General features: G+C 58.1%; 18 protein-coding genes. 15 read left to right on the plus strand and 3 right to left on the minus strand.

Going from position 1 to position 17,150, the window contains the following annotated elements:
• Window positions 1–63 precede the first annotated feature (63 nt).
• A complete protein-coding gene (locus tag H559_RS0112095; RefSeq protein ID WP_001067855.1) occupies window positions 64–768 on the plus strand; it encodes an IS6-like element IS26 family transposase in 705 nt (234 codons plus the stop codon).
• Here H559_RS0112095 and H559_RS22240 read toward each other — a convergent pair.
• The gene (locus H559_RS22240) at window positions 659–1,618 is read right to left on the minus strand and encodes a class 1 integron integrase IntI1 (protein WP_015057121.1); all 960 of its coding nucleotides are present in this window, start codon (window positions 1,616–1,618) and stop codon (window positions 659–661) included. The two genes, H559_RS0112095 and H559_RS22240, sit on opposite strands and share 110 nt — an antisense overlap.
• Before the next feature lie 145 nt (window positions 1,619–1,763).
• On the opposite strand from H559_RS22240, the gene H559_RS0112105 reads away from it, so the two are divergent.
• The 4 genes from H559_RS0112105 to H559_RS0112120 all read left to right on the plus strand — a co-directional run bounded on the left by H559_RS0112105 (window position 1,764) and on the right by H559_RS0112120 (window position 4,527).
• Complete coding sequence (locus H559_RS0112105) at window positions 1,764–2,555, plus strand: ANT(3'')-Ia family aminoglycoside nucleotidyltransferase AadA2 (protein WP_001261740.1); 792 nt, start codon at window positions 1,764–1,766, stop codon at window positions 2,553–2,555.
• A 163-nt stretch (window positions 2,556–2,718) separates the two neighbouring features.
• Complete coding sequence (locus tag H559_RS0112110; RefSeq protein WP_000679427.1) at window positions 2,719–3,066, plus strand: quaternary ammonium compound efflux SMR transporter QacE delta 1; 348 nt, start codon at window positions 2,719–2,721, stop codon at window positions 3,064–3,066.
• The gene (gene sul1, locus H559_RS0112115) at window positions 3,060–3,899 is read left to right on the plus strand and encodes a sulfonamide-resistant dihydropteroate synthase Sul1 (protein ID WP_000259031.1); all 840 of its coding nucleotides are present in this window, start codon (window positions 3,060–3,062) and stop codon (window positions 3,897–3,899) included. Before H559_RS0112110 ends, sul1 begins: the two co-directional genes overlap by 7 nt.
• A gap of 127 nt (window positions 3,900–4,026) precedes the next feature.
• A complete protein-coding gene (locus tag H559_RS0112120; protein ID WP_000376623.1) occupies window positions 4,027–4,527 on the plus strand; it encodes a GNAT family N-acetyltransferase in 501 nt (166 codons plus the stop codon).
• On the opposite strand, the gene H559_RS0112125 is transcribed toward H559_RS0112120, so the two are convergent.
• Window positions 4,496–5,488, minus strand: coding sequence for a TniB family NTP-binding protein (locus tag H559_RS0112125; RefSeq protein WP_001381192.1), 993 nt, complete (start codon window positions 5,486–5,488; stop codon window positions 4,496–4,498). The two genes, H559_RS0112120 and H559_RS0112125, sit on opposite strands and share 32 nt — an antisense overlap.
• Window positions 5,489–5,490: 2 nt before the next feature.
• On the minus strand, window positions 5,491–7,170 hold the full coding sequence (locus tag H559_RS0112130) for a TnsB C-terminal domain-containing protein (protein WP_000179844.1): 1,680 nt from the start codon (window positions 7,168–7,170) through the stop codon (window positions 5,491–5,493).
• A 247-nt stretch (window positions 7,171–7,417) separates the two neighbouring features.
• Here H559_RS0112130 and H559_RS0112135 point away from each other — a divergent pair, with 247 nt between their 5' ends.
• The 10 genes from H559_RS0112135 to H559_RS0112180 all read left to right on the plus strand — a co-directional run bounded on the left by H559_RS0112135 (window position 7,418) and on the right by H559_RS0112180 (window position 17,119).
• Window positions 7,418–7,708 (plus strand): nucleotidyltransferase family protein, encoded by a 291-nt coding sequence (locus H559_RS0112135; RefSeq protein ID WP_001247892.1) that lies wholly within the window; start codon window positions 7,418–7,420, stop codon window positions 7,706–7,708.
• Complete coding sequence (locus H559_RS0112140; protein ID WP_003100872.1) at window positions 7,705–8,091, plus strand: HepT-like ribonuclease domain-containing protein; 387 nt, start codon at window positions 7,705–7,707, stop codon at window positions 8,089–8,091. The genes H559_RS0112135 and H559_RS0112140 overlap by 4 nt, the downstream gene beginning before the upstream one ends.
• A gap of 236 nt (window positions 8,092–8,327) precedes the next feature.
• Window positions 8,328–8,684 carry a cupin domain-containing protein gene (locus H559_RS22255; RefSeq protein ID WP_081413038.1) on the plus strand — a complete coding sequence of 119 codons (357 nt, stop codon included), beginning with the start codon at window positions 8,328–8,330 and terminating at the stop codon, window positions 8,682–8,684.
• A 254-nt stretch (window positions 8,685–8,938) separates the two neighbouring features.
• The gene (locus H559_RS0112150) at window positions 8,939–9,265 is read left to right on the plus strand and encodes a hypothetical protein (RefSeq protein ID WP_003100858.1); all 327 of its coding nucleotides are present in this window, start codon (window positions 8,939–8,941) and stop codon (window positions 9,263–9,265) included.
• Window positions 9,262–9,762, plus strand: coding sequence for a hypothetical protein (locus H559_RS0112155; protein ID WP_003100856.1), 501 nt, complete (start codon window positions 9,262–9,264; stop codon window positions 9,760–9,762). Before H559_RS0112150 ends, H559_RS0112155 begins: the two co-directional genes overlap by 4 nt.
• Complete coding sequence (locus H559_RS0112160) at window positions 9,759–10,130, plus strand: hypothetical protein (RefSeq protein WP_003100853.1); 372 nt, start codon at window positions 9,759–9,761, stop codon at window positions 10,128–10,130. The genes H559_RS0112155 and H559_RS0112160 overlap by 4 nt, the downstream gene beginning before the upstream one ends.
• On the plus strand, window positions 10,124–10,681 hold the full coding sequence (locus H559_RS0112165; RefSeq protein ID WP_003100847.1) for a recombinase family protein: 558 nt from the start codon (window positions 10,124–10,126) through the stop codon (window positions 10,679–10,681). Before H559_RS0112160 ends, H559_RS0112165 begins: the two co-directional genes overlap by 7 nt.
• A 422-nt stretch (window positions 10,682–11,103) precedes the next feature.
• The gene (locus H559_RS0112170) at window positions 11,104–13,053 is read left to right on the plus strand and encodes a site-specific DNA-methyltransferase (RefSeq protein WP_034641144.1); all 1,950 of its coding nucleotides are present in this window, start codon (window positions 11,104–11,106) and stop codon (window positions 13,051–13,053) included.
• Window positions 13,053–14,036: a virulence RhuM family protein gene (locus tag H559_RS0112175; protein ID WP_034641147.1), complete on the plus strand. Its 984-nt coding sequence runs from the start codon at window positions 13,053–13,055 to the stop codon at window positions 14,034–14,036. Before H559_RS0112170 ends, H559_RS0112175 begins: the two co-directional genes overlap by 1 nt.
• The gene (locus H559_RS0112180) at window positions 14,033–17,119 is read left to right on the plus strand and encodes a type III restriction-modification system endonuclease (RefSeq protein ID WP_028452923.1); all 3,087 of its coding nucleotides are present in this window, start codon (window positions 14,033–14,035) and stop codon (window positions 17,117–17,119) included. Before H559_RS0112175 ends, H559_RS0112180 begins: the two co-directional genes overlap by 4 nt.
• Window positions 17,120–17,150 lie beyond the last annotated feature (31 nt).

Below are 17,150 nucleotides of genomic sequence, written 5' to 3' on the forward strand. Positions count from 1 at the left end.
GGCACTGTTGCAAATAGTCGGTGGTGATAAACTTATCATCCCCTTTTGCTGATGGAGCTGCACATGAACCCATTCAAAGGCCGGCATTTTCAGCGTGACATCATTCTGTGGGCCGTACGCTGGTACTGCAAATACGGCATCAGTTACCGTGAGCTGCAGGAGATGCTGGCTGAACGCGGAGTGAATGTCGATCACTCCACGATTTACCGCTGGGTTCAGCGTTATGCGCCTGAAATGGAAAAACGGCTGCGCTGGTACTGGCGTAACCCTTCCGATCTTTGCCCGTGGCACATGGATGAAACCTACGTGAAGGTCAATGGCCGCTGGGCGTATCTGTACCGGGCCGTCGACAGCCGGGGCCGCACTGTCGATTTTTATCTCTCCTCCCGTCGTAACAGCAAAGCTGCATACCGGTTTCTGGGTAAAATCCTCAACAACGTGAAGAAGTGGCAGATCCCGCGATTCATCAACACGGATAAAGCGCCCGCCTATGGTCGCGCGCTTGCTCTGCTCAAACGCGAAGGCCGGTGCCCGTCTGACGTTGAACACCGACAGATTAAGTACCGGAACAACGTGATTGAATGCGATCATGGCAAACTGAAACGGATAATCGGCGCCACGCTGGGATTTAAATCCATGAAGACGGCTTACGCCACCATCAAAGGTATTGAGGTGATGCGTGCACTACGCAAAGGCCAGGCCTCAGCATTTTATTATGGTGATCCCCTGGGCGAAATGCGCCTGGTAAGCAGAGTTTTTGAAATGTAAGGCCTTTGAATAAGACAAAAGGCTGCCTCATCGCTAACTTTGCAACAGTGCCTTCTACGGCACGTTTGAAGGCGCGCTGAAAGGTCTGGTCATACATGTGATGGCGACGCACGACACCGCTCCGTGGATCGGTCGAATGCGTGTGCTGCGCAAAAACCCAGAACCACGGCCAGGAATGCCCGGCGCGCGGATACTTCCGCTCAAGGGCGTCGGGAAGCGCAACGCCGCTGCGGCCCTCGGCCTGGTCCTTCAGCCACCATGCCCGTGCACGCGACAGCTGCTCGCGCAGGCTGGGTGCCAAGCTCTCGGGTAACATCAAGGCCCGATCCTTGGAGCCCTTGCCCTCCCGCACGATGATCGTGCCGTGATCGAAATCCAGATCCTTGACCCGCAGTTGCAAACCCTCACTGATCCGCATGCCCGTTCCATACAGAAGCTGGGCGAACAAACGATGCTCGCCTTCCAGAAAACCGAGGATGCGAACCACTTCATCCGGGGTCAGCACCACCGGCAAGCGCCGCGACGGCCGAGGTCTTCCGATCTCCTGAAGCCAGGGCAGATCCGTGCACAGCACCTTGCCGTAGAAGAACAGCAAGGCCGCCAATGCCTGACGATGCGTGGAGACCGAAACCTTGCGCTCGTTCGCCAGCCAGGACAGAAATGCCTCGACTTCGCTGCTGCCCAAGGTTGCCGGGTGACGCACACCGTGGAAACGGATGAAGGCACGAACCCAGTGGACATAAGCCTGTTCGGTTCGTAAACTGTAATGCAAGTAGCGTATGCGCTCACGCAACTGGTCCAGAACCTTGACCGAACGCAGCGGTGGTAACGGCGCAGTGGCGGTTTTCATGGCTTGTTATGACTGTTTTTTTGTACAGTCTATGCCTCGGGCATCCAAGCAGCAAGCGCGTTACGCCGTGGGTCGATGTTTGATGTTATGGAGCAGCAACGATGTTACGCAGCAGGGCAGTCGCCCTAAAACAAAGTTAGACATCATGAGGGTAGCGGTGACCATCGAAATTTCGAACCAACTATCAGAGGTGCTAAGCGTCATTGAGCGCCATCTGGAATCAACGTTGCTGGCCGTGCATTTGTACGGCTCCGCAGTGGATGGCGGCCTGAAGCCATACAGCGATATTGATTTGTTGGTTACTGTGGCCGTAAAGCTTGATGAAACGACGCGGCGAGCATTGCTCAATGACCTTATGGAGGCTTCGGCTTTCCCTGGCGAGAGCGAGACGCTCCGCGCTATAGAAGTCACCCTTGTCGTGCATGACGACATCATCCCGTGGCGTTATCCGGCTAAGCGCGAGCTGCAATTTGGAGAATGGCAGCGCAATGACATTCTTGCGGGTATCTTCGAGCCAGCCATGATCGACATTGATCTAGCTATCCTGCTTACAAAAGCAAGAGAACATAGCGTTGCCTTGGTAGGTCCGGCAGCGGAGGAATTCTTTGACCCGGTTCCTGAACAGGATCTATTCGAGGCGCTGAGGGAAACCTTGAAGCTATGGAACTCGCAGCCCGACTGGGCCGGCGATGAGCGAAATGTAGTGCTTACGTTGTCCCGCATTTGGTACAGCGCAATAACCGGCAAAATCGCGCCGAAGGATGTCGCTGCCGACTGGGCAATAAAACGCCTACCTGCCCAGTATCAGCCCGTCTTACTTGAAGCTAAGCAAGCTTATCTGGGACAAAAAGAAGATCACTTGGCCTCACGCGCAGATCACTTGGAAGAATTTATTCGCTTTGTGAAAGGCGAGATCATCAAGTCAGTTGGTAAATGATGTCTAACAATTCGTTCAAGCCGACCGCGCTACGCGCGGCGGCTTAACTCCGGCGTTAGATGCACTAAGCACATAATTGCTCACAGCCAAACTATCAGGTCAAGTCTGCTTTTATTATTTTTAAGCGTGCATAATAAGCCCTACACAAATTGGGAGATATATCATGAAAGGCTGGCTTTTTCTTGTTATCGCAATAGTTGGCGAAGTAATCGCAACATCCGCATTAAAATCTAGCGAGGGCTTTACTAAGCTTGCCCCTTCCGCCGTTGTCATAATCGGTTATGGCATCGCATTTTATTTTCTTTCTCTGGTTCTGAAATCCATCCCTGTCGGTGTTGCTTATGCAGTCTGGTCGGGACTCGGCGTCGTCATAATTACAGCCATTGCCTGGTTGCTTCATGGGCAAAAGCTTGATGCGTGGGGCTTTGTAGGTATGGGGCTCATAATTGCTGCCTTTTTGCTCGCCCGATCCCCATCGTGGAAGTCGCTGCGGAGGCCGACGCCATGGTGACGGTGTTCGGCATTCTGAATCTCACCGAGGACTCCTTCTTCGATGAGAGCCGGCGGCTAGACCCCGCCGGCGCTGTCACCGCGGCGATCGAAATGCTGCGAGTCGGATCAGACGTCGTGGATGTCGGACCGGCCGCCAGCCATCCGGACGCGAGGCCTGTATCGCCGGCCGATGAGATCAGACGTATTGCGCCGCTCTTAGACGCCCTGTCCGATCAGATGCACCGTGTTTCAATCGACAGCTTCCAACCGGAAACCCAGCGCTATGCGCTCAAGCGCGGCGTGGGCTACCTGAACGATATCCAAGGATTTCCTGACCCTGCGCTCTATCCCGATATTGCTGAGGCGGACTGCAGGCTGGTGGTTATGCACTCAGCGCAGCGGGATGGCATCGCCACCCGCACCGGTCACCTTCGACCCGAAGACGCGCTCGACGAGATTGTGCGGTTCTTCGAGGCGCGGGTTTCCGCCTTGCGACGGAGCGGGGTCGCTGCCGACCGGCTCATCCTCGATCCGGGGATGGGATTTTTCTTGAGCCCCGCACCGGAAACATCGCTGCACGTGCTGTCGAACCTTCAAAAGCTGAAGTCGGCGTTGGGGCTTCCGCTATTGGTCTCGGTGTCGCGGAAATCCTTCTTGGGCGCCACCGTTGGCCTTCCTGTAAAGGATCTGGGTCCAGCGAGCCTTGCGGCGGAACTTCACGCGATCGGCAATGGCGCTGACTACGTCCGCACCCACGCGCCTGGAGATCTGCGAAGCGCAATCACCTTCTCGGAAACCCTCGCGAAATTTCGCAGTCGCGACGCCAGAGACCGAGGGTTAGATCATGCCTAGCATTCACCTTCCGGCCGCCCGCTAGCGGACCCTGGTCAGGTTCCGCGAAGGTGGGCGCAGACATGCTGGGCTCGTCAGGATCAAACTGCACTATGAGGCGGCGGTTCATACCGCGCCAGGGGAGCGAATGGACAGCGAGGAGCCTCCGAACGTTCGGGTCGCCTGCTCGGGTGATATCGACGAGGTTGTGCGGCTGATGCACGACGCTGCGGCGTGGATGTCCGCCAAGGGAACGCCCGCCTGGGACGTCGCGCGGATCGACCGGACATTCGCGGAGACCTTCGTCCTGAGATCCGAGCTCCTAGTCGCGAGTTGCAGCGACGGCATCGTCGGCTGTTGCACCTTGTCGGCCGAGGATCCCGAGTTCTGGCCCGACGCCCTCAAGGGGGAGGCCGCATATCTGCACAAGCTCGCGGTGCGACGGACACATGCGGGCCGGGGTGTCAGCTCCGCGCTGATCGAGGCTTGCCGCCATGCCGCGCGAACGCAGGGGTGCGCCAAGCTGCGGCTCGACTGCCACCCGAACCTGCGTGGCCTATACGAGCGGCTCGGATTCACCCACGTCGACACTTTCAATCCCGGCTGGGATCCAACCTTCATCGCAGAACGCCTAGAACTCGAAATCTAACGTCCGTTCGGGCATCGAGGTCCATGTCGGGGTGGGACGGGCCCGTGGCTTCAAGATCACTTGCAGTCCGACCGCGATGTCTTGGTTGCGCGAGAGGTTGTCGACAGGCCATGCTGAGTGTGCGATGGTTGATCGCTTCCTCGCCGCTCTCCACGGCGACGATGGCCGCCGCCATCAGCAAGTGCGCCAGTTCCCCTATGGTGCCCTCGCTGCGTGTGAGCAGGTAGCGAGCCATGTCCAGCGTGGCAATTGGGGAAGGCCGGCGCAGCGGGAGCGAAGCGGCGAAGCTGGCCAGCAGTGAGCAGCAATCGTCGTTGGCCTCCCATACCGGCAGCATCATCGGCTCGAAGCGATTTTCCAACTGGTCATCGGAGCGGATGGCTAGGTAGGCGTCGCGCGTGCCTACCCCAACCAACGGGATGCGCAGTTCGTTGCCGAGGAAGCGCAGCAGGTTGAGGAATTCCCGGCGGTTGACGCTGTTGCCGGCCAGCACGTTGTGCAGCTCGTCGATCACCAGCATGCGCACGCCGACCTTGCGCAGCAGTGCCAGAGCCAGTTGCTCCATTTCCGGCAACCGTGGGCGTGGGCGCAGCGGCGCGCCCATCGCGGCGAGCAGCGCGACGTAGAAGCGGATCACGGACGGCTCGGACGGCATCTGCACGACCAACACCGGGATGTGCTCCTGGTCGGCGTCGGAGCTGGCCGGGTGGGTGCGGCGGAACTTCTCGACGATCATCGACTTGCCATTGTTGGTCGGGCCAACCAGCAGCAGGTTGGGCATGCGTTGCTTGTTTGGCCACGCATAAAGGGCTTCCAGCCGGTTCAGCGCCTCGACTGCGCGCGGATAGCCGATCCAGCGGTCGGCGCGAAGGCGCTGGATGCGCTCGTCCGCCGGAAGACGGGCCAAGCCCTGGGCCGCCGGCAGCAGGTGGGACAGGTCGATGATGGGATATTCGTCCACGGCTACCACTCCTCAATCTGGTCGAACGGTTTGGCGGGTGGCAAGTTGTCTGCCTGCGGGTCGGCAATATCCGTATCCGGCGGAACGGGCTTGTCCGGCCGAGCTGATGTCTTGAGGTGCTGGCGGCGATCCGCGTCACGCCGCGCCTTGCGTGTGGCCTTCTGCGCGCTGGTCACAATCTCACGCATCTGGCCGATCATGCGGAACAGCGCCGACTCATCCACCTGTTCGCGCCCTTGCTGCCGCAGTTTCGCCAGCGCCTGCCGTTGTTCCCAGAGGGTGACAGCCGGATGCGACAAGGTACGGTAGGGAATTTCCAGGTAATGCTGTCCCTCCGGTTCCAGGACCCAGATACGGCTGATGTCGCGCGGATCGCGCCGGATCAGAAAGGACGGCCAGCGTTCACGCCGCGCAATCCACGGCTTGAGCGCATCGGCGTAGTAGTGGATGTGGTCGATGACAAAGCCGGTGCGGGTCAGCGTGCGCCGGAGGATCGGCAGAAAATCGACCAGGAACGAAGTAGCGCGTGTGACGACGGCCGGTACGCCGACACGCGCCACGGCCTCGGCCCAGCGCGCGGCCGGCGGTTGGAGCAGGCCGTTGTGCACCGAACCGTGGTAGGTGCCGACCGCCAATGTGAGCCAGCGCTCTAGCTCGCGCAGCGTCAGGGCGGCCTTGTTTTCGGAATCGTAGTCGCCGCGCTGGTCAGGGTTGGAGAAGGTCGTTCCCGGCAGTTCGTCGTGAATCATCTGCATCGCCGTGCCGATGATCCGTTCCACGATGCCGCCATAGTGCGGCTGTCCCAGCGGGCGATAGTCCAGCCGGATGCCATGCTGCTCGCAACCCCGGCGCAGGGCCTCGCTCTTGAACTCGGCCGCGTTGTCTAGGTAGAGCAGCAAGGGCTTGCCGCTCATCTGCCAATCCATTTCCACGTTCAGTCCTTCCAGCCAAGGGCGCTTGTCGCAGGCGACATGCACGAGGCACAGGCCAACCGAAACGGCAGACGGCGCTTCCAGCGTGACGACCATGCCGAGCACGCAGCGGGTGAACACGTCGATGGCGAGGGTCAGGTACGGGCGGCCAATAGGTTGCCGGTCGCGGTCATCGACCACGATCAGGTCGATGACCGTATGGTCTATCTGCACCTGCTCCAGCGGCGCGGTCACGGCAGGAGGCTCGCCGCCCACACCTTGTAGGTCACGAGCGGCATCCTGGCCTTCCCGCCGGCGGATGACCTTGCGCGGGTCAAGGCTAGCGATCCGTAAGGCCACGGTATTGCGCGCCGGCACTCGCAGTTTTTGAGCCTTGCACACCTGAGTGACTTCGCGGTGAAAGGCCGCTAGGCTGCGCTTCTGCTTGGTCAGGAACCGCTTTTGCAGTAGCTCGTGGATGACGCGCTCGACCGGTTCCGGCAAGCGCCCCTTACCTTTACCTCCACCGGACTGGCCGGGCACCAGATCCGTCACGAGGCCGCTGCCTTGCCGGGCACGCCGGATCAGAACGTATACCTGGCGCCGAGACAAGCCCAGCGCCTGAGCCGCCATATCGGCCGCTTCGTGCCCGACCGTCTCCGACTGCGCCAACGGACTGATGATCTCCGCACGACGGCGCGCACGCTCCCAAGCCTCATCAGGCAGAGTGGCCACGCCTTGTTCTGGAATCCGTGGGGTGTCCGTCGCCATGCTCACCTCGCTTTGGTGCACACGAGTATTGAGCATAGTCGAGATTGGTGCAGATCACTTCTGATATTGAACTGTCAGGAGCTGGCTGCACAACAGCCATTACGCCCAATCAACTGGTGCAGTCGTCTTCTGAAAATGACACCGGCGCGGCACGGGAATCAAGGCATTGCGATTCTCGAAAATAGTTCTTGAAATTCTATTCTTGATTGCATATCATCTCAACGAGTTTCGATAAGAAAGGATGCCCATGCGACCGTCTGTTGTGCTTGACATGAAGCGAAGCGCAGTGCGTGAAGCGGTAGGCCGCTTTCGCGCCGCGAACCCGCGCGTCTTCGGCTCGGTGCTGCATGGCACCGACCGGGATGGCAGCGACCTCGACCTGTTGGTCGATGCGCTGCCCGGTGCCACGTTGTTGGACTTGGGCGATTTGGAAGAAGAACTGAAATCGCTGCTCGGCGTTGACGTCGATCTGCTGACTCCCGGCGACCTGCCGCCGAAGTTCCGGGCCAAGGTGCTCGCGGAGGCGCAACCGATATGAGCGAGAACCGCCTGCCCGATTACCTCGACCACATTCAGCAGGCCGCAACCGATGCGCGCAGCTTCGTGGAAGGGATGGCCAAGGACGACTTCTTGGCCGACAAGCGCACCCAGCAGGCCGTCATCATGAGCCTGATCGTCATCGGCGAGGCGGCCACAAAGGTGATGGATGGCTACGTCGAGTTCACCCAGGCGCATGCCGACGTGCCGTGGCGCAGCATGCGCAATATGCGTAATCGCATGGCTCACGGCTATTTCGACATCAACCTCGATGTGGTGTGGGAGACGGTACAGGAATGGCTGCCGGCGTTGCTCCAGCAATTGCCCGCCGTGCGTCAGGATGCCGACGATGAAGACCGTAACGACAAAGGCATGGAGCCATGACCAATCAAGCCGCCGATGTTCGGCCCCTCTGGCGTGTTCGATCCCGCGACCTATGAGCCGCGCTCGGGCAAGACCTTCTGGATGGCCGCAACGGACGTGAGTTCGCTGGTGGGCAAGGAGGCAGCAGCCGACACGCTCATCGGCAACTGCACGACCGCACGACCAGCCTCCCGTTCAAATTCGAGTTAGAACTCATATCCAGCCTGTCTGGGGGCACTGTGAAAGAGGGATCTCCGATGACTGTTGAATCGAGAATATTTTCTGTAGCCGAGTATGTTCAGCCGTCCGAAGGCGAGCCTATTCGTTCCGTTGTGCTTGAAACCCGAGACTCAATTATCGTGGTTTGGCATGTCCATCCCGGGCAGGAAATTGCGGCTCACATTCATCCTCACGGCCAAGACACGTGGACTGTTTTGTCGGGAATGGCTGATTACTTTCAGGGCAATGGGATTGTTCGTGTCCTCAGGGAAGGTGAGATAGCCGTGGCAAGACCGGGCCAAGTGCACGGGGCGCGAAATACAGGTACCGAGCCATTTGTGTTCGTCTCGGTTGTGGCATCAGCCAATGCCGGTTTCGTATTGGCTGAGCGATAGAGCCCAATCTCTGGAGTTGGTCCAATGAGCGGTCGGGGAGATAGGTAACAGACATGCAGCGGACACGGCTGCTAAACCAGGTCGCAAACCTCCTTGCGTCGCAGCGTGCCGCAAGCGACGCGATCAATCGAATGGGGTCGGCATGAGACTGAACACCATCCAGTTCCCGACCGCGTAGCCGCCTGTCCTGCCGATCAGGTCTTGACCATCGACGCCTGGGATCAGTCCTGAATGTTCTTGGAGACCACTACGTTATGAGCCGCAGCCGCCGCAAAACACCCATCGTCGGGCACACGACCTGCGGCAGCGAGCGCGAGGACAAGAAGCTCTGGCATCAGCGCTGGCGCACCCGTGAGCGCACGGCGCTGACCAGCGCGTCGCCCGAAGCCCTGAGCGCCCATCTGCCCCTGCTGGAAAACCAGGCCAGCAGCGTCTGGTCGATGGGCAAGGATGGCCGCTCCTACTGGCCCGTCAAGCGCCAGGCCGCCACGGCGGATCGCATCGCCAATCACAAGGGACGCAACCCGCAAGAACGCGCCTCCCTGAAAAAGCGCCTGCTGCGCAAGTGGATGAGCAAATGAAGCTCTCCTTCCATCAGCACATTGCGCTGTTCTGGATGATCGGTGCTCCGGGCGTCTTCGCGCCCGTGATCGAGAACGCCAAGCGGCCCGATGCCGGCGCCGTCATGGCGTGGGGTGTCGCGATCGTGGCGGTGATGATCCTCTTCACCCCTTTGCTGCTGCGCTGTCCACCATTCCGGCGCTGGTATGGCCGGACGGATGCGCTGTCGGAGCGGCAGCGCCAGGCGCTTGCCGAGCGCGGCCTGCGCCGCTACTACCAGACCGCTTTCGATGACGGCTACGTGCCCCGCGTGATGCCCTACGTGTGGCGCATCATCTGGACGGTCGGCGGGTTGATGGCTGTGACCGCCGTACTGCCTACCAACACCGGACGGCCAGCCTTCGATGCCTTGGTGGTCTTCTCGACCTGGTATCCGATAGGCGTGATGCTGCTGGTTTTCGCGTCGAGGCCCCTTGGCCGGTTGATTCGCCAAAGAGCACAGGAGCGGCGGAAATGAGCACGTCAACCATCGAGGCGCTGGCCAGCGCCTGGGCAAGGATTGCCGAGGAAGCGGAATTCCCCGCTGACTACGAGGGGACTGCCACACCACAAGCGCATCGGGCTAGCGAAGCTATTCAGGAGCAGATTCGGGAGCGCATCGTCGCCACCAACGACATGCGGCTGTTCAGCCTGCTGCACCTGCTGGGTCAGGCGTCGCTGCGCATGGAGCAAGCGCTGTGGCCGGAGGATTACGAGCGGATGACGCGCGAGGTTGAGGAAGCCCTGCGGCAAGCCACCGACGCCAACGCCAGATCGTACACCCACGAAGAAGTGATGCAGGCGATGCAGGAACGCATCGACCGGGCGCGAGACAAGCCATGTTGATTGGCTATGCGCGCGTCTCGACGCAGGATCAGAACCTGGAGCTGCAACGCGAAGCCTTGAGCAAGGCCGGATGTAAAAAGGTCTTCGAGGACAAGGTGAGTGGCACGCGGGCAGACCGGCCTGGCTTGGCCAAGACGCTCGAAATGCTGCGCGAAGGCGATACTTTGGTCGTCTGGAAGCTCGACCGGCTGGGCCGGTCGGTCAAGCAACTGGTCGATCTGGTCGGCGATCTGCACAAGCACGGTGTCCAGTTCAGGAGCCTCACCGACTCCATCGACACCGGCACACCATCCGGGCGGTTCTTCTTCCACGTCATGGCGAGCCTTGCCGAAATGGAGCGCGAGCTGACCGTCGAGCGCACCCGCGCCGGGCTGGAAGTCGCCAAGCAGCTCGGCCGCAAAGGCGGCCGCAAGCCGAAGATGACCGACAGCAAGATCGAGTCGGCCAAGAAGCTGCTGGCCAGCGGGGTGCCGCCCAAGGACGTGGCCAAGAACCTCGGCGTGTCCATTCCGACGCTGTACCGCTGGGTGCCAGCCTCCACGCACGCTTAGCGTGCTTTATTTTCCGTTTTCTGAGACGACCCCTAAATGAAAGACTTGCCGATGATCTAACGCCTGAGCGTCTACGTGCAATCCAGGATCACGTCTACGACCGGCGCGACCTTTACTGGATTGCCAGCCACCGTCTTGAACGCTGGATGCACCAACGCTGGCCGCAATGGCGTGAAGAAGAGGCCGATACACCCGATGAGTTTCGTGGAACGCTAGATTGCCCAATCTGCAGGCAAGAGTTCCTGGTCATTGGTTATCACGACAAACCATTCTGCTTTTGTTGCAACACGGATATTGACGCTGCCGAATGCGACTGCTGTGGCCGGACCTATTTGACGGACCACCCCTGCTGTGAATACGACGAGTAGGCACAGCAGGAATACCAAGATGCAAGACACACCAATCATTGAACCGAGAATTTCATGAGTATCGAAAAAATCGAAGCCAACAGCCCCGAAGCCCAGTCGGCCAATATCGTGGCCGACAATCTTGCCCAACTTAAAGCCCTGTTTCCCGAACTAGTGACGGAAAGTGCGAACGGCGCGGCCATCAATGTCGATGTGCTGAAAGCCTTGGTTGGCGACCAGACTGTGACCGATGCCGACGAGAAATATGGCCTGAACTGGCATGGCAAGAAGAAGGCTCGGCAGATTGCTTTGACCCCGAGCACTGGAACCCTGCGCCCCTGCCCGGAGGAAAGCGTTGATTGGGAAACGACGCAGAACCTGATGATCGAGGGGGATAACCTCGAAGTGCTGAAGCTGCTACAAAAGAGCTACGCGGGGAAAGTGAAACTGATCTACATTGACCCGCCATATAACACCGGCAAGGACTTTGTTTACCCGGACAACTTCCAAGACAACATCGAAAACTATCAGCAGTTGATGGGATGGCGGGATACTGGTGGGGGGAAAATTAGCTCTCTTGCGTCTCGAAAGAATACAGAAGCAAGTGGAAGGTTTCACACTGACTGGCTAAACATGATGTATCCGCGATTGCGTTTAGCCAAAGATTTGCTTAAGGACGACGGAGCAATTTTCGTCTCTATTGATGATTGTGAAGTCGCGCACTTACGACTGCTTTTGGACGATATTTTTGGGTCTGAAAATTTTGTGGCAAATCTTATTTGGGAGAAAAAATTCGCGCCCCAAAATGATGAAAAATACTTTTCAGAGCGTCACGACTTTGTAGTTGTATTCGCCAGAAGGAAAGAGCTTTGGAAACGCAATTTGTTGCCACGTAGTGAAGAGGCTGCTGCAAGATATAAGAACCCAGATAACGATCCTCGAGGGCCTTGGGCTTCGAGTGACTTACTCCGAATGGAGCATCGGGATAACTGCGTTTATTCGATAAAAGGACCAAGCGGAACTGAGTGGGCACCTGAACCAGGCACAAGCTGGCGACACCCTGAGGAAGAAATGCTGGAGCTTATTCGCTCCAATCAGGTGTGGTTCGGTGCGGATGGGAGCAGCAAACCAAGAAGGAAGCGGTATCTATCAGAGGTCAGCGACGGCGTTGTGCCTGAAACCATGTGGTTTCATAAGGATTGCGGGCACAATCAAGAAGGTACGCAAGAGGTTAAGTCGTTGTTTTCCGACGTGGGGGTTGCATTCTCAAATCCAAAGCCGACTAGGCTTATTCGACAAATGATTAATATCGGCACGAATCCAGAAAGTGACGATATTGTTCTCGATTTTTTCGCAGGATCAGGAACTACCGGCCATGCGGTAATGGCCCAAAACTTGGATGATGGCGGTCGCCGAAGATTCGTACTTGTGCAGTTGCCGGAGCCACTAGATACCGAAGTGAAAGAACAAGCAATGGCAGCTAATTGCTGTGAGACACTTGGTATTGCGAAAAACATCGCTGCACTAACTAGAGAGAGACTTCGACGGTCTGCAAAGCGATTGGAGAGTAAATCGCAGCTATTGGTTGGTGATGTAGGTTTTAGAGCCTTTAAGTTGGATACCTCCAACATCCGCGCCTGGAGTCCCACGGTCAACGATCTGAAAACCTCGCTTTTCGATCACCTCGAACACCTAGAGTCAGGCCGTGGCAGCGACGACATCCTCTACGAAATCCTGCTCAAGCTGGGTCTGGACCTCTGCGTTCCCATCGAGAAGCGGGAAATCGCTGGCAAGCAGGTCAATAGCGTCGGCTCGGGTGTGCTGATGGCCTGTCTGGTCGAAAGCATCAAGGCAGTCGAGGTAGAAGCCCTGGCGCTGGGGATGGTGGCGTGGCGTGAGGAGCAAGGCACGGTGGGCGACACCACGGCGGTGTTCCGTGATAGCGCCTTCGAGAACGATGTTGCCAAGAGCAATCTGGCCGCGATCCTCGAACAACACGGCATCAAGCAAGTGCGGAGCCTGTGATGAGCGAGTTTCTGATTTACCAGGCGGAAGATGGCAAGACCCAGCTTTCCGTGGTGCTGGAAAACGAAGAGTTGTGGCTGAGCCAGAAGCAACTGACCGAGTTGTTTGGCAAGGCCAAGACCACCATCAGCGAACACATTAAGCACATCTTCGAGGATGGGGAATTGCGCGAGGATTCAGTTGTTCGGTTTTTCCGAACAACTGCCGCCGATGGCAAAAACTACGAGGTGGCGCACTACAACCTCGACATGGTGCTGGCCTTGGGCTACCGGGTACGCAGCCAGGCGGGCGTTCGCTTTCGGCAGTGGGCAAGTGCCCAACTGAAGGAATACCTCGTCAAAGGCTTCGTGCTCGACGATGAGCGCCTGAAGAACCCCGGCCAGGCACGTGACTACTTTGACGAACTGACCCGCCGCCTGCAGGATATCCGCACCAGCGAGCGTCGTTTTTATCAAAAAATCACCGACATCTACGCGACCAGCGTCGATTACGACTCGACAGCCGCCATTACGCAGGAGTTTTTCGCCACGGTGCAGAACAAAGTGCACTACGCGATTCACGGCCACACGGCGGCTGAACTGATTAAGCAACGTGCGGATAGCAGCCAGCCCAATATGGGGCTGACCAATTGGAGTGGTGCGCGGATTCGCAAAAGCGATGTCAGCGTTGCCAAAAACTATCTGACCGAGGAAGAACTGCGCGCCCTGAACAATCTGGCCGAGCAATACCTGGTGTTTGCGGAAGGTCAGGCTGCACGGCGTATTGCGATGACCATGAAGGACTGGATCACCAAGCTGGAAGGATTTCTGACGCTGAACGACAGGGAAATCCTGCGCGGAGCCGGTCAGGTGTCGGCTGACTTGGCGAAAAGCCATGCGGAAACCGAGTTTTCCAAGTTTCGGGTGATCGACGATGCTCGGATTGAGTCGGATTTTGATCGCATGGTGAAGTCACTTCCGGCTCCCAGGAAGGGCAAACAATGAAACTGCATTTTGAATCGGACCTGCCCTACCAAATCGAAGCCATCGAGGCCGTCTGTGACCTGTTCCGGGGCCAGGAGGTTTGCCGCTCCGTTTTCACGGTTACGGCGCAAGCCTTGGGCGGTGCTGGCAATCAGCAAAGCTTTGAAGGCAAGCAATTCACCGAAAGCGGTGGTATCGGCAATGCCCTGCAACTGATCGTCGATGAGGAATTGAACGAGAATCTGCAGCAGGTGCAGCTTCGCAATGGCCTGCCGCCCTCGCTGCCACTGGAATCCAAGCAGCCGCTCGATTTCACGGTGGAAATGGAAACCGGCACGGGCAAGACCTACGTTTACCTGCGCTCTGTGTTCGAGTTGAACCAGCGATATGGCTTCACCAAGTTCGTCGTGGTGGTGCCGTCGGTGGCGATCAAGGAAGGCGTGAACAAGACGCTGCAGATCACCCGCGAGCATTTCGAGGGGCTGTACCCCAGCGCCAAGGGCTACGAGTTCTTTCAGTACGATTCCGACAAGCTCGGCCAGGTACGTAACTTTGCGACTAGCCCGAACATTCAGATCATGGTCATCACGGTCGGGGCCATCAACAAATTCGGTGACGAAGCGGCAGCACAGGCGGAAGAGTCTGACGAGAGCAAGCGCCGTGAGAAGTCCAAGAACAAAATGTACCGGGCCAGCGAGAAAACGGGCGGTGAGCGCCCCATCGACCTGATTCGGCAGACCAGCCCGATCCTGATCGTAGATGAACCGCAAAGCGTTGATGGCGGTATCGACGGCAAGGGCAAGAAGGCACTGGCGCACATGTCGCCGCTTTGCACCCTGCGTTATTCAGCGACGCACGTGGAAAAGCACAACATGGTGTATCGCCTGGACGCCGTGGATGCCTACGAGCAGCGGTTGGTTAAGCAGATCGAAGTGGCAGCGGCCACCGTGCAGGGCGGTAACAACAAGCCCTACGTGAAGCTGCTTGCGGTCAACAACAAGCGCGGCGTGATTTCGGCCAGCATCGAAGTTGACCGTGAGAACGCGGCTGGCGTGGTGCGCCGGGACACGATTACCGTTCAGGATGGCTTCGACCTGGAGCAGGAAACCGGACGAGCCTTGTATGCCGACATACGCATCGGGGAAATCCGCGCCGGTACTGGGAAGAAAAGCAGCGACCAGTTCCTGGAACTGAAGGTGCCAGGCAGCGAGGTGTTTCTGCGTATCGGCGAAGCCTGGGGCGACGTGGATGCCAGCGCCGTGCATCGGGAGATGATTCGTCGCACCATCAAGGAACATCTGGACAAGGAAAAACGCCTGCGGCCCTTGGGCGTGAAGGTTTTGAGCCTGTTCTTCATCGACGAGGTGGCGAAATACCGGCAATACGACGAGCAGGGCAATCCGGTGAAGGGCGAATACGCGGTGATCTTCGAGGAAGAGTACACGCGTTGGGCACGTCACCCCGACTACCAGAGCCTGTTTGGCGAGATCGACCTGGCGACGGCTGCTGATGAGGTGCACAACGGCTATTTCTCCATCGACAAGAAGAAGGTCGGCGGCAAAACGGTCGAAATGCTCAAGGACACGAGCGGCACGACGGCTGCCGACGACGATACCTACAACCTCATCATGCGCGACAAGGAAAAACTGCTCTCCTTCGAGTCGCCGCTGAAATTCATCTTCTCGCACTCGGCGCTTAAGGAAGGTTGGGATAACCCGAACGTCTTCCAGATTTGCAACTTCTCAACCCGCGAAACCGAGCGGTGGCGTCGGCAAACGATTGGCCGCGGGCTGCGCCTGTGCGTCAATCAGAAGGGCGAGCGGCTACGTGGTTTCGAGATCAATACGCTGACTGTGATTGCCACGGAAAGTTACGAGCAGTTTGCCGAGAACCTGCAGAAGGATATTGAGAAGGACACCGGGATTCAGTTCGGCGTGGTGCATGCCCACGAATTTGCCGGCATCCCCGTGACTGCTGATGGTGGTGAAGTGTCGCCCTTGGGCTTCGAGGCATCCAAAACCTTGTGGGGCCACCTTCAGGCTCAGGGCTATATCAGCGACAAGGGCAAGGTGCAGGATTCGCTGAAAACGGCGTTGAAAACGGGCGACCTGCAACTACCCGCCGAATTTGAAGCTCAGCGTCACCAGATTGTGGCGGTATTGAAGAAGCTTTCCGGAAAGCTGGAAGTCATGAATGCCGATGATCGCAAACCGATTGCTGTCAGAAAATCGGTGTTACTCAGCCCGGACTTCAAGGCCCTGTGGGACCGAATCAAGCACAAAACCACGTATCGCGTTCAATTCGACAACGAAAAGTTGATCGAACGCTGTATCCAGGCGCTGGACGATGCTCCGCCAGTGTCCAAAACCCGCCTGCAGTGGAAGAAGGCTGGCATGGCGATTGGCAAGGCGGGTGTCGACGCTTCGCTGCTGTCGGTATCGGAATCCATCGCCCTCTATGAGGCGGATATTGAGTTGCCCGATGTGCTGACGGAACTGCAAGACAGAACCCAACTGACTCGCAAGACGATTGCCCGCATCCTGACCGAGAGCACCCGGCTGAACGATTTCAAGCGCAATCCGCAGCAGTTCATCGAATTGGCCTCGGACGCAATTAACCGTTGCAAGCGCCTGGCCTTGGTCGATGGCATTAAATACCAGCGCCTCGGTGACGAGCATTACTACGCGCAGGAGCTATTCGAGTCGGAAGAGGTGTCTGGTTACTTGCAAAATATGGTGCTCAATACCGAAAGGTCGGTGTACGAGCATGTCGTTTACGACTCGGCCATCGAGCGTGACTTTGCGGAGTCTCTTGAGAAGAACGAGGCGGTCAAGGTCTATGCCAAGCTGCCCGGCTGGTTCAAGGTGCCGACCCCGCTAGGGACGTACAACCCCGACTGGGCTGTGTTGGTGACGCTGGACGGTCAGGAGCGCCTGTACTTCGTTGTTGAGACCAAGGGTAGCTTGTTTGACGATGAGCTTCGGGATCGGGAAGGCGGCAAGATTAAGTGCGGTGCAGCGCACTTTACGGCCCTGGCGAGCGAGGCAGATGCCGCACGGTATGTTGTTGCCCGCTCGGTCGAGGATGTTTTTGCCAAGGTATGAGCGAATTGGCTAAGGCTCGCGTGGAAATAAT

It is taken from the genome of Chitinilyticum aquatile DSM 21506 (assembly GCF_000430805.1).
In the GTDB taxonomy this organism is placed as follows: Bacteria; Pseudomonadota; Gammaproteobacteria; order Burkholderiales; family Chitinibacteraceae; genus Chitinilyticum; species Chitinilyticum aquatile.

Coding starts and splice junctions, on each gene's coding strand:
- H559_RS0112105 (WP_001261740.1), top strand. CDS start 1,764: ATGAGGGTAGCGGTGACCATCGAAATTTCGAACCAACTATCAGAGGTG.
- H559_RS22240 (WP_015057121.1), bottom strand. CDS start 1,618: ATGAAAACCGCCACTGCGCCGTTACCACCGCTGCGTTCGGTCAAGGTT.
- H559_RS0112170 (WP_034641144.1), top strand. CDS start 11,104: ATGAGTATCGAAAAAATCGAAGCCAACAGCCCCGAAGCCCAGTCGGCC.
- H559_RS0112155 (WP_003100856.1), top strand. CDS start 9,262: ATGAAGCTCTCCTTCCATCAGCACATTGCGCTGTTCTGGATGATCGGT.
- sul1 (WP_000259031.1), top strand. CDS start 3,060: ATGGTGACGGTGTTCGGCATTCTGAATCTCACCGAGGACTCCTTCTTC.
- H559_RS0112110 (WP_000679427.1), top strand. CDS start 2,719: ATGAAAGGCTGGCTTTTTCTTGTTATCGCAATAGTTGGCGAAGTAATC.
- H559_RS0112150 (WP_003100858.1), top strand. CDS start 8,939: ATGAGCCGCAGCCGCCGCAAAACACCCATCGTCGGGCACACGACCTGC.
- H559_RS0112130 (WP_000179844.1), bottom strand. CDS start 7,170: ATGGCGACGGACACCCCACGGATTCCAGAACAAGGCGTGGCCACTCTG.
- H559_RS22255 (WP_081413038.1), top strand. CDS start 8,328: ATGACTGTTGAATCGAGAATATTTTCTGTAGCCGAGTATGTTCAGCCG.
- H559_RS0112175 (WP_034641147.1), top strand. CDS start 13,053: ATGAGCGAGTTTCTGATTTACCAGGCGGAAGATGGCAAGACCCAGCTT.
- H559_RS0112135 (WP_001247892.1), top strand. CDS start 7,418: ATGCGACCGTCTGTTGTGCTTGACATGAAGCGAAGCGCAGTGCGTGAA.
- H559_RS0112160 (WP_003100853.1), top strand. CDS start 9,759: ATGAGCACGTCAACCATCGAGGCGCTGGCCAGCGCCTGGGCAAGGATT.
- H559_RS0112120 (WP_000376623.1), top strand. CDS start 4,027: ATGGACAGCGAGGAGCCTCCGAACGTTCGGGTCGCCTGCTCGGGTGAT.
- H559_RS0112165 (WP_003100847.1), top strand. CDS start 10,124: ATGTTGATTGGCTATGCGCGCGTCTCGACGCAGGATCAGAACCTGGAG.
- H559_RS0112180 (WP_028452923.1), top strand. CDS start 14,033: ATGAAACTGCATTTTGAATCGGACCTGCCCTACCAAATCGAAGCCATC.
- H559_RS0112095 (WP_001067855.1), top strand. CDS start 64: ATGAACCCATTCAAAGGCCGGCATTTTCAGCGTGACATCATTCTGTGG.
- H559_RS0112140 (WP_003100872.1), top strand. CDS start 7,705: ATGAGCGAGAACCGCCTGCCCGATTACCTCGACCACATTCAGCAGGCC.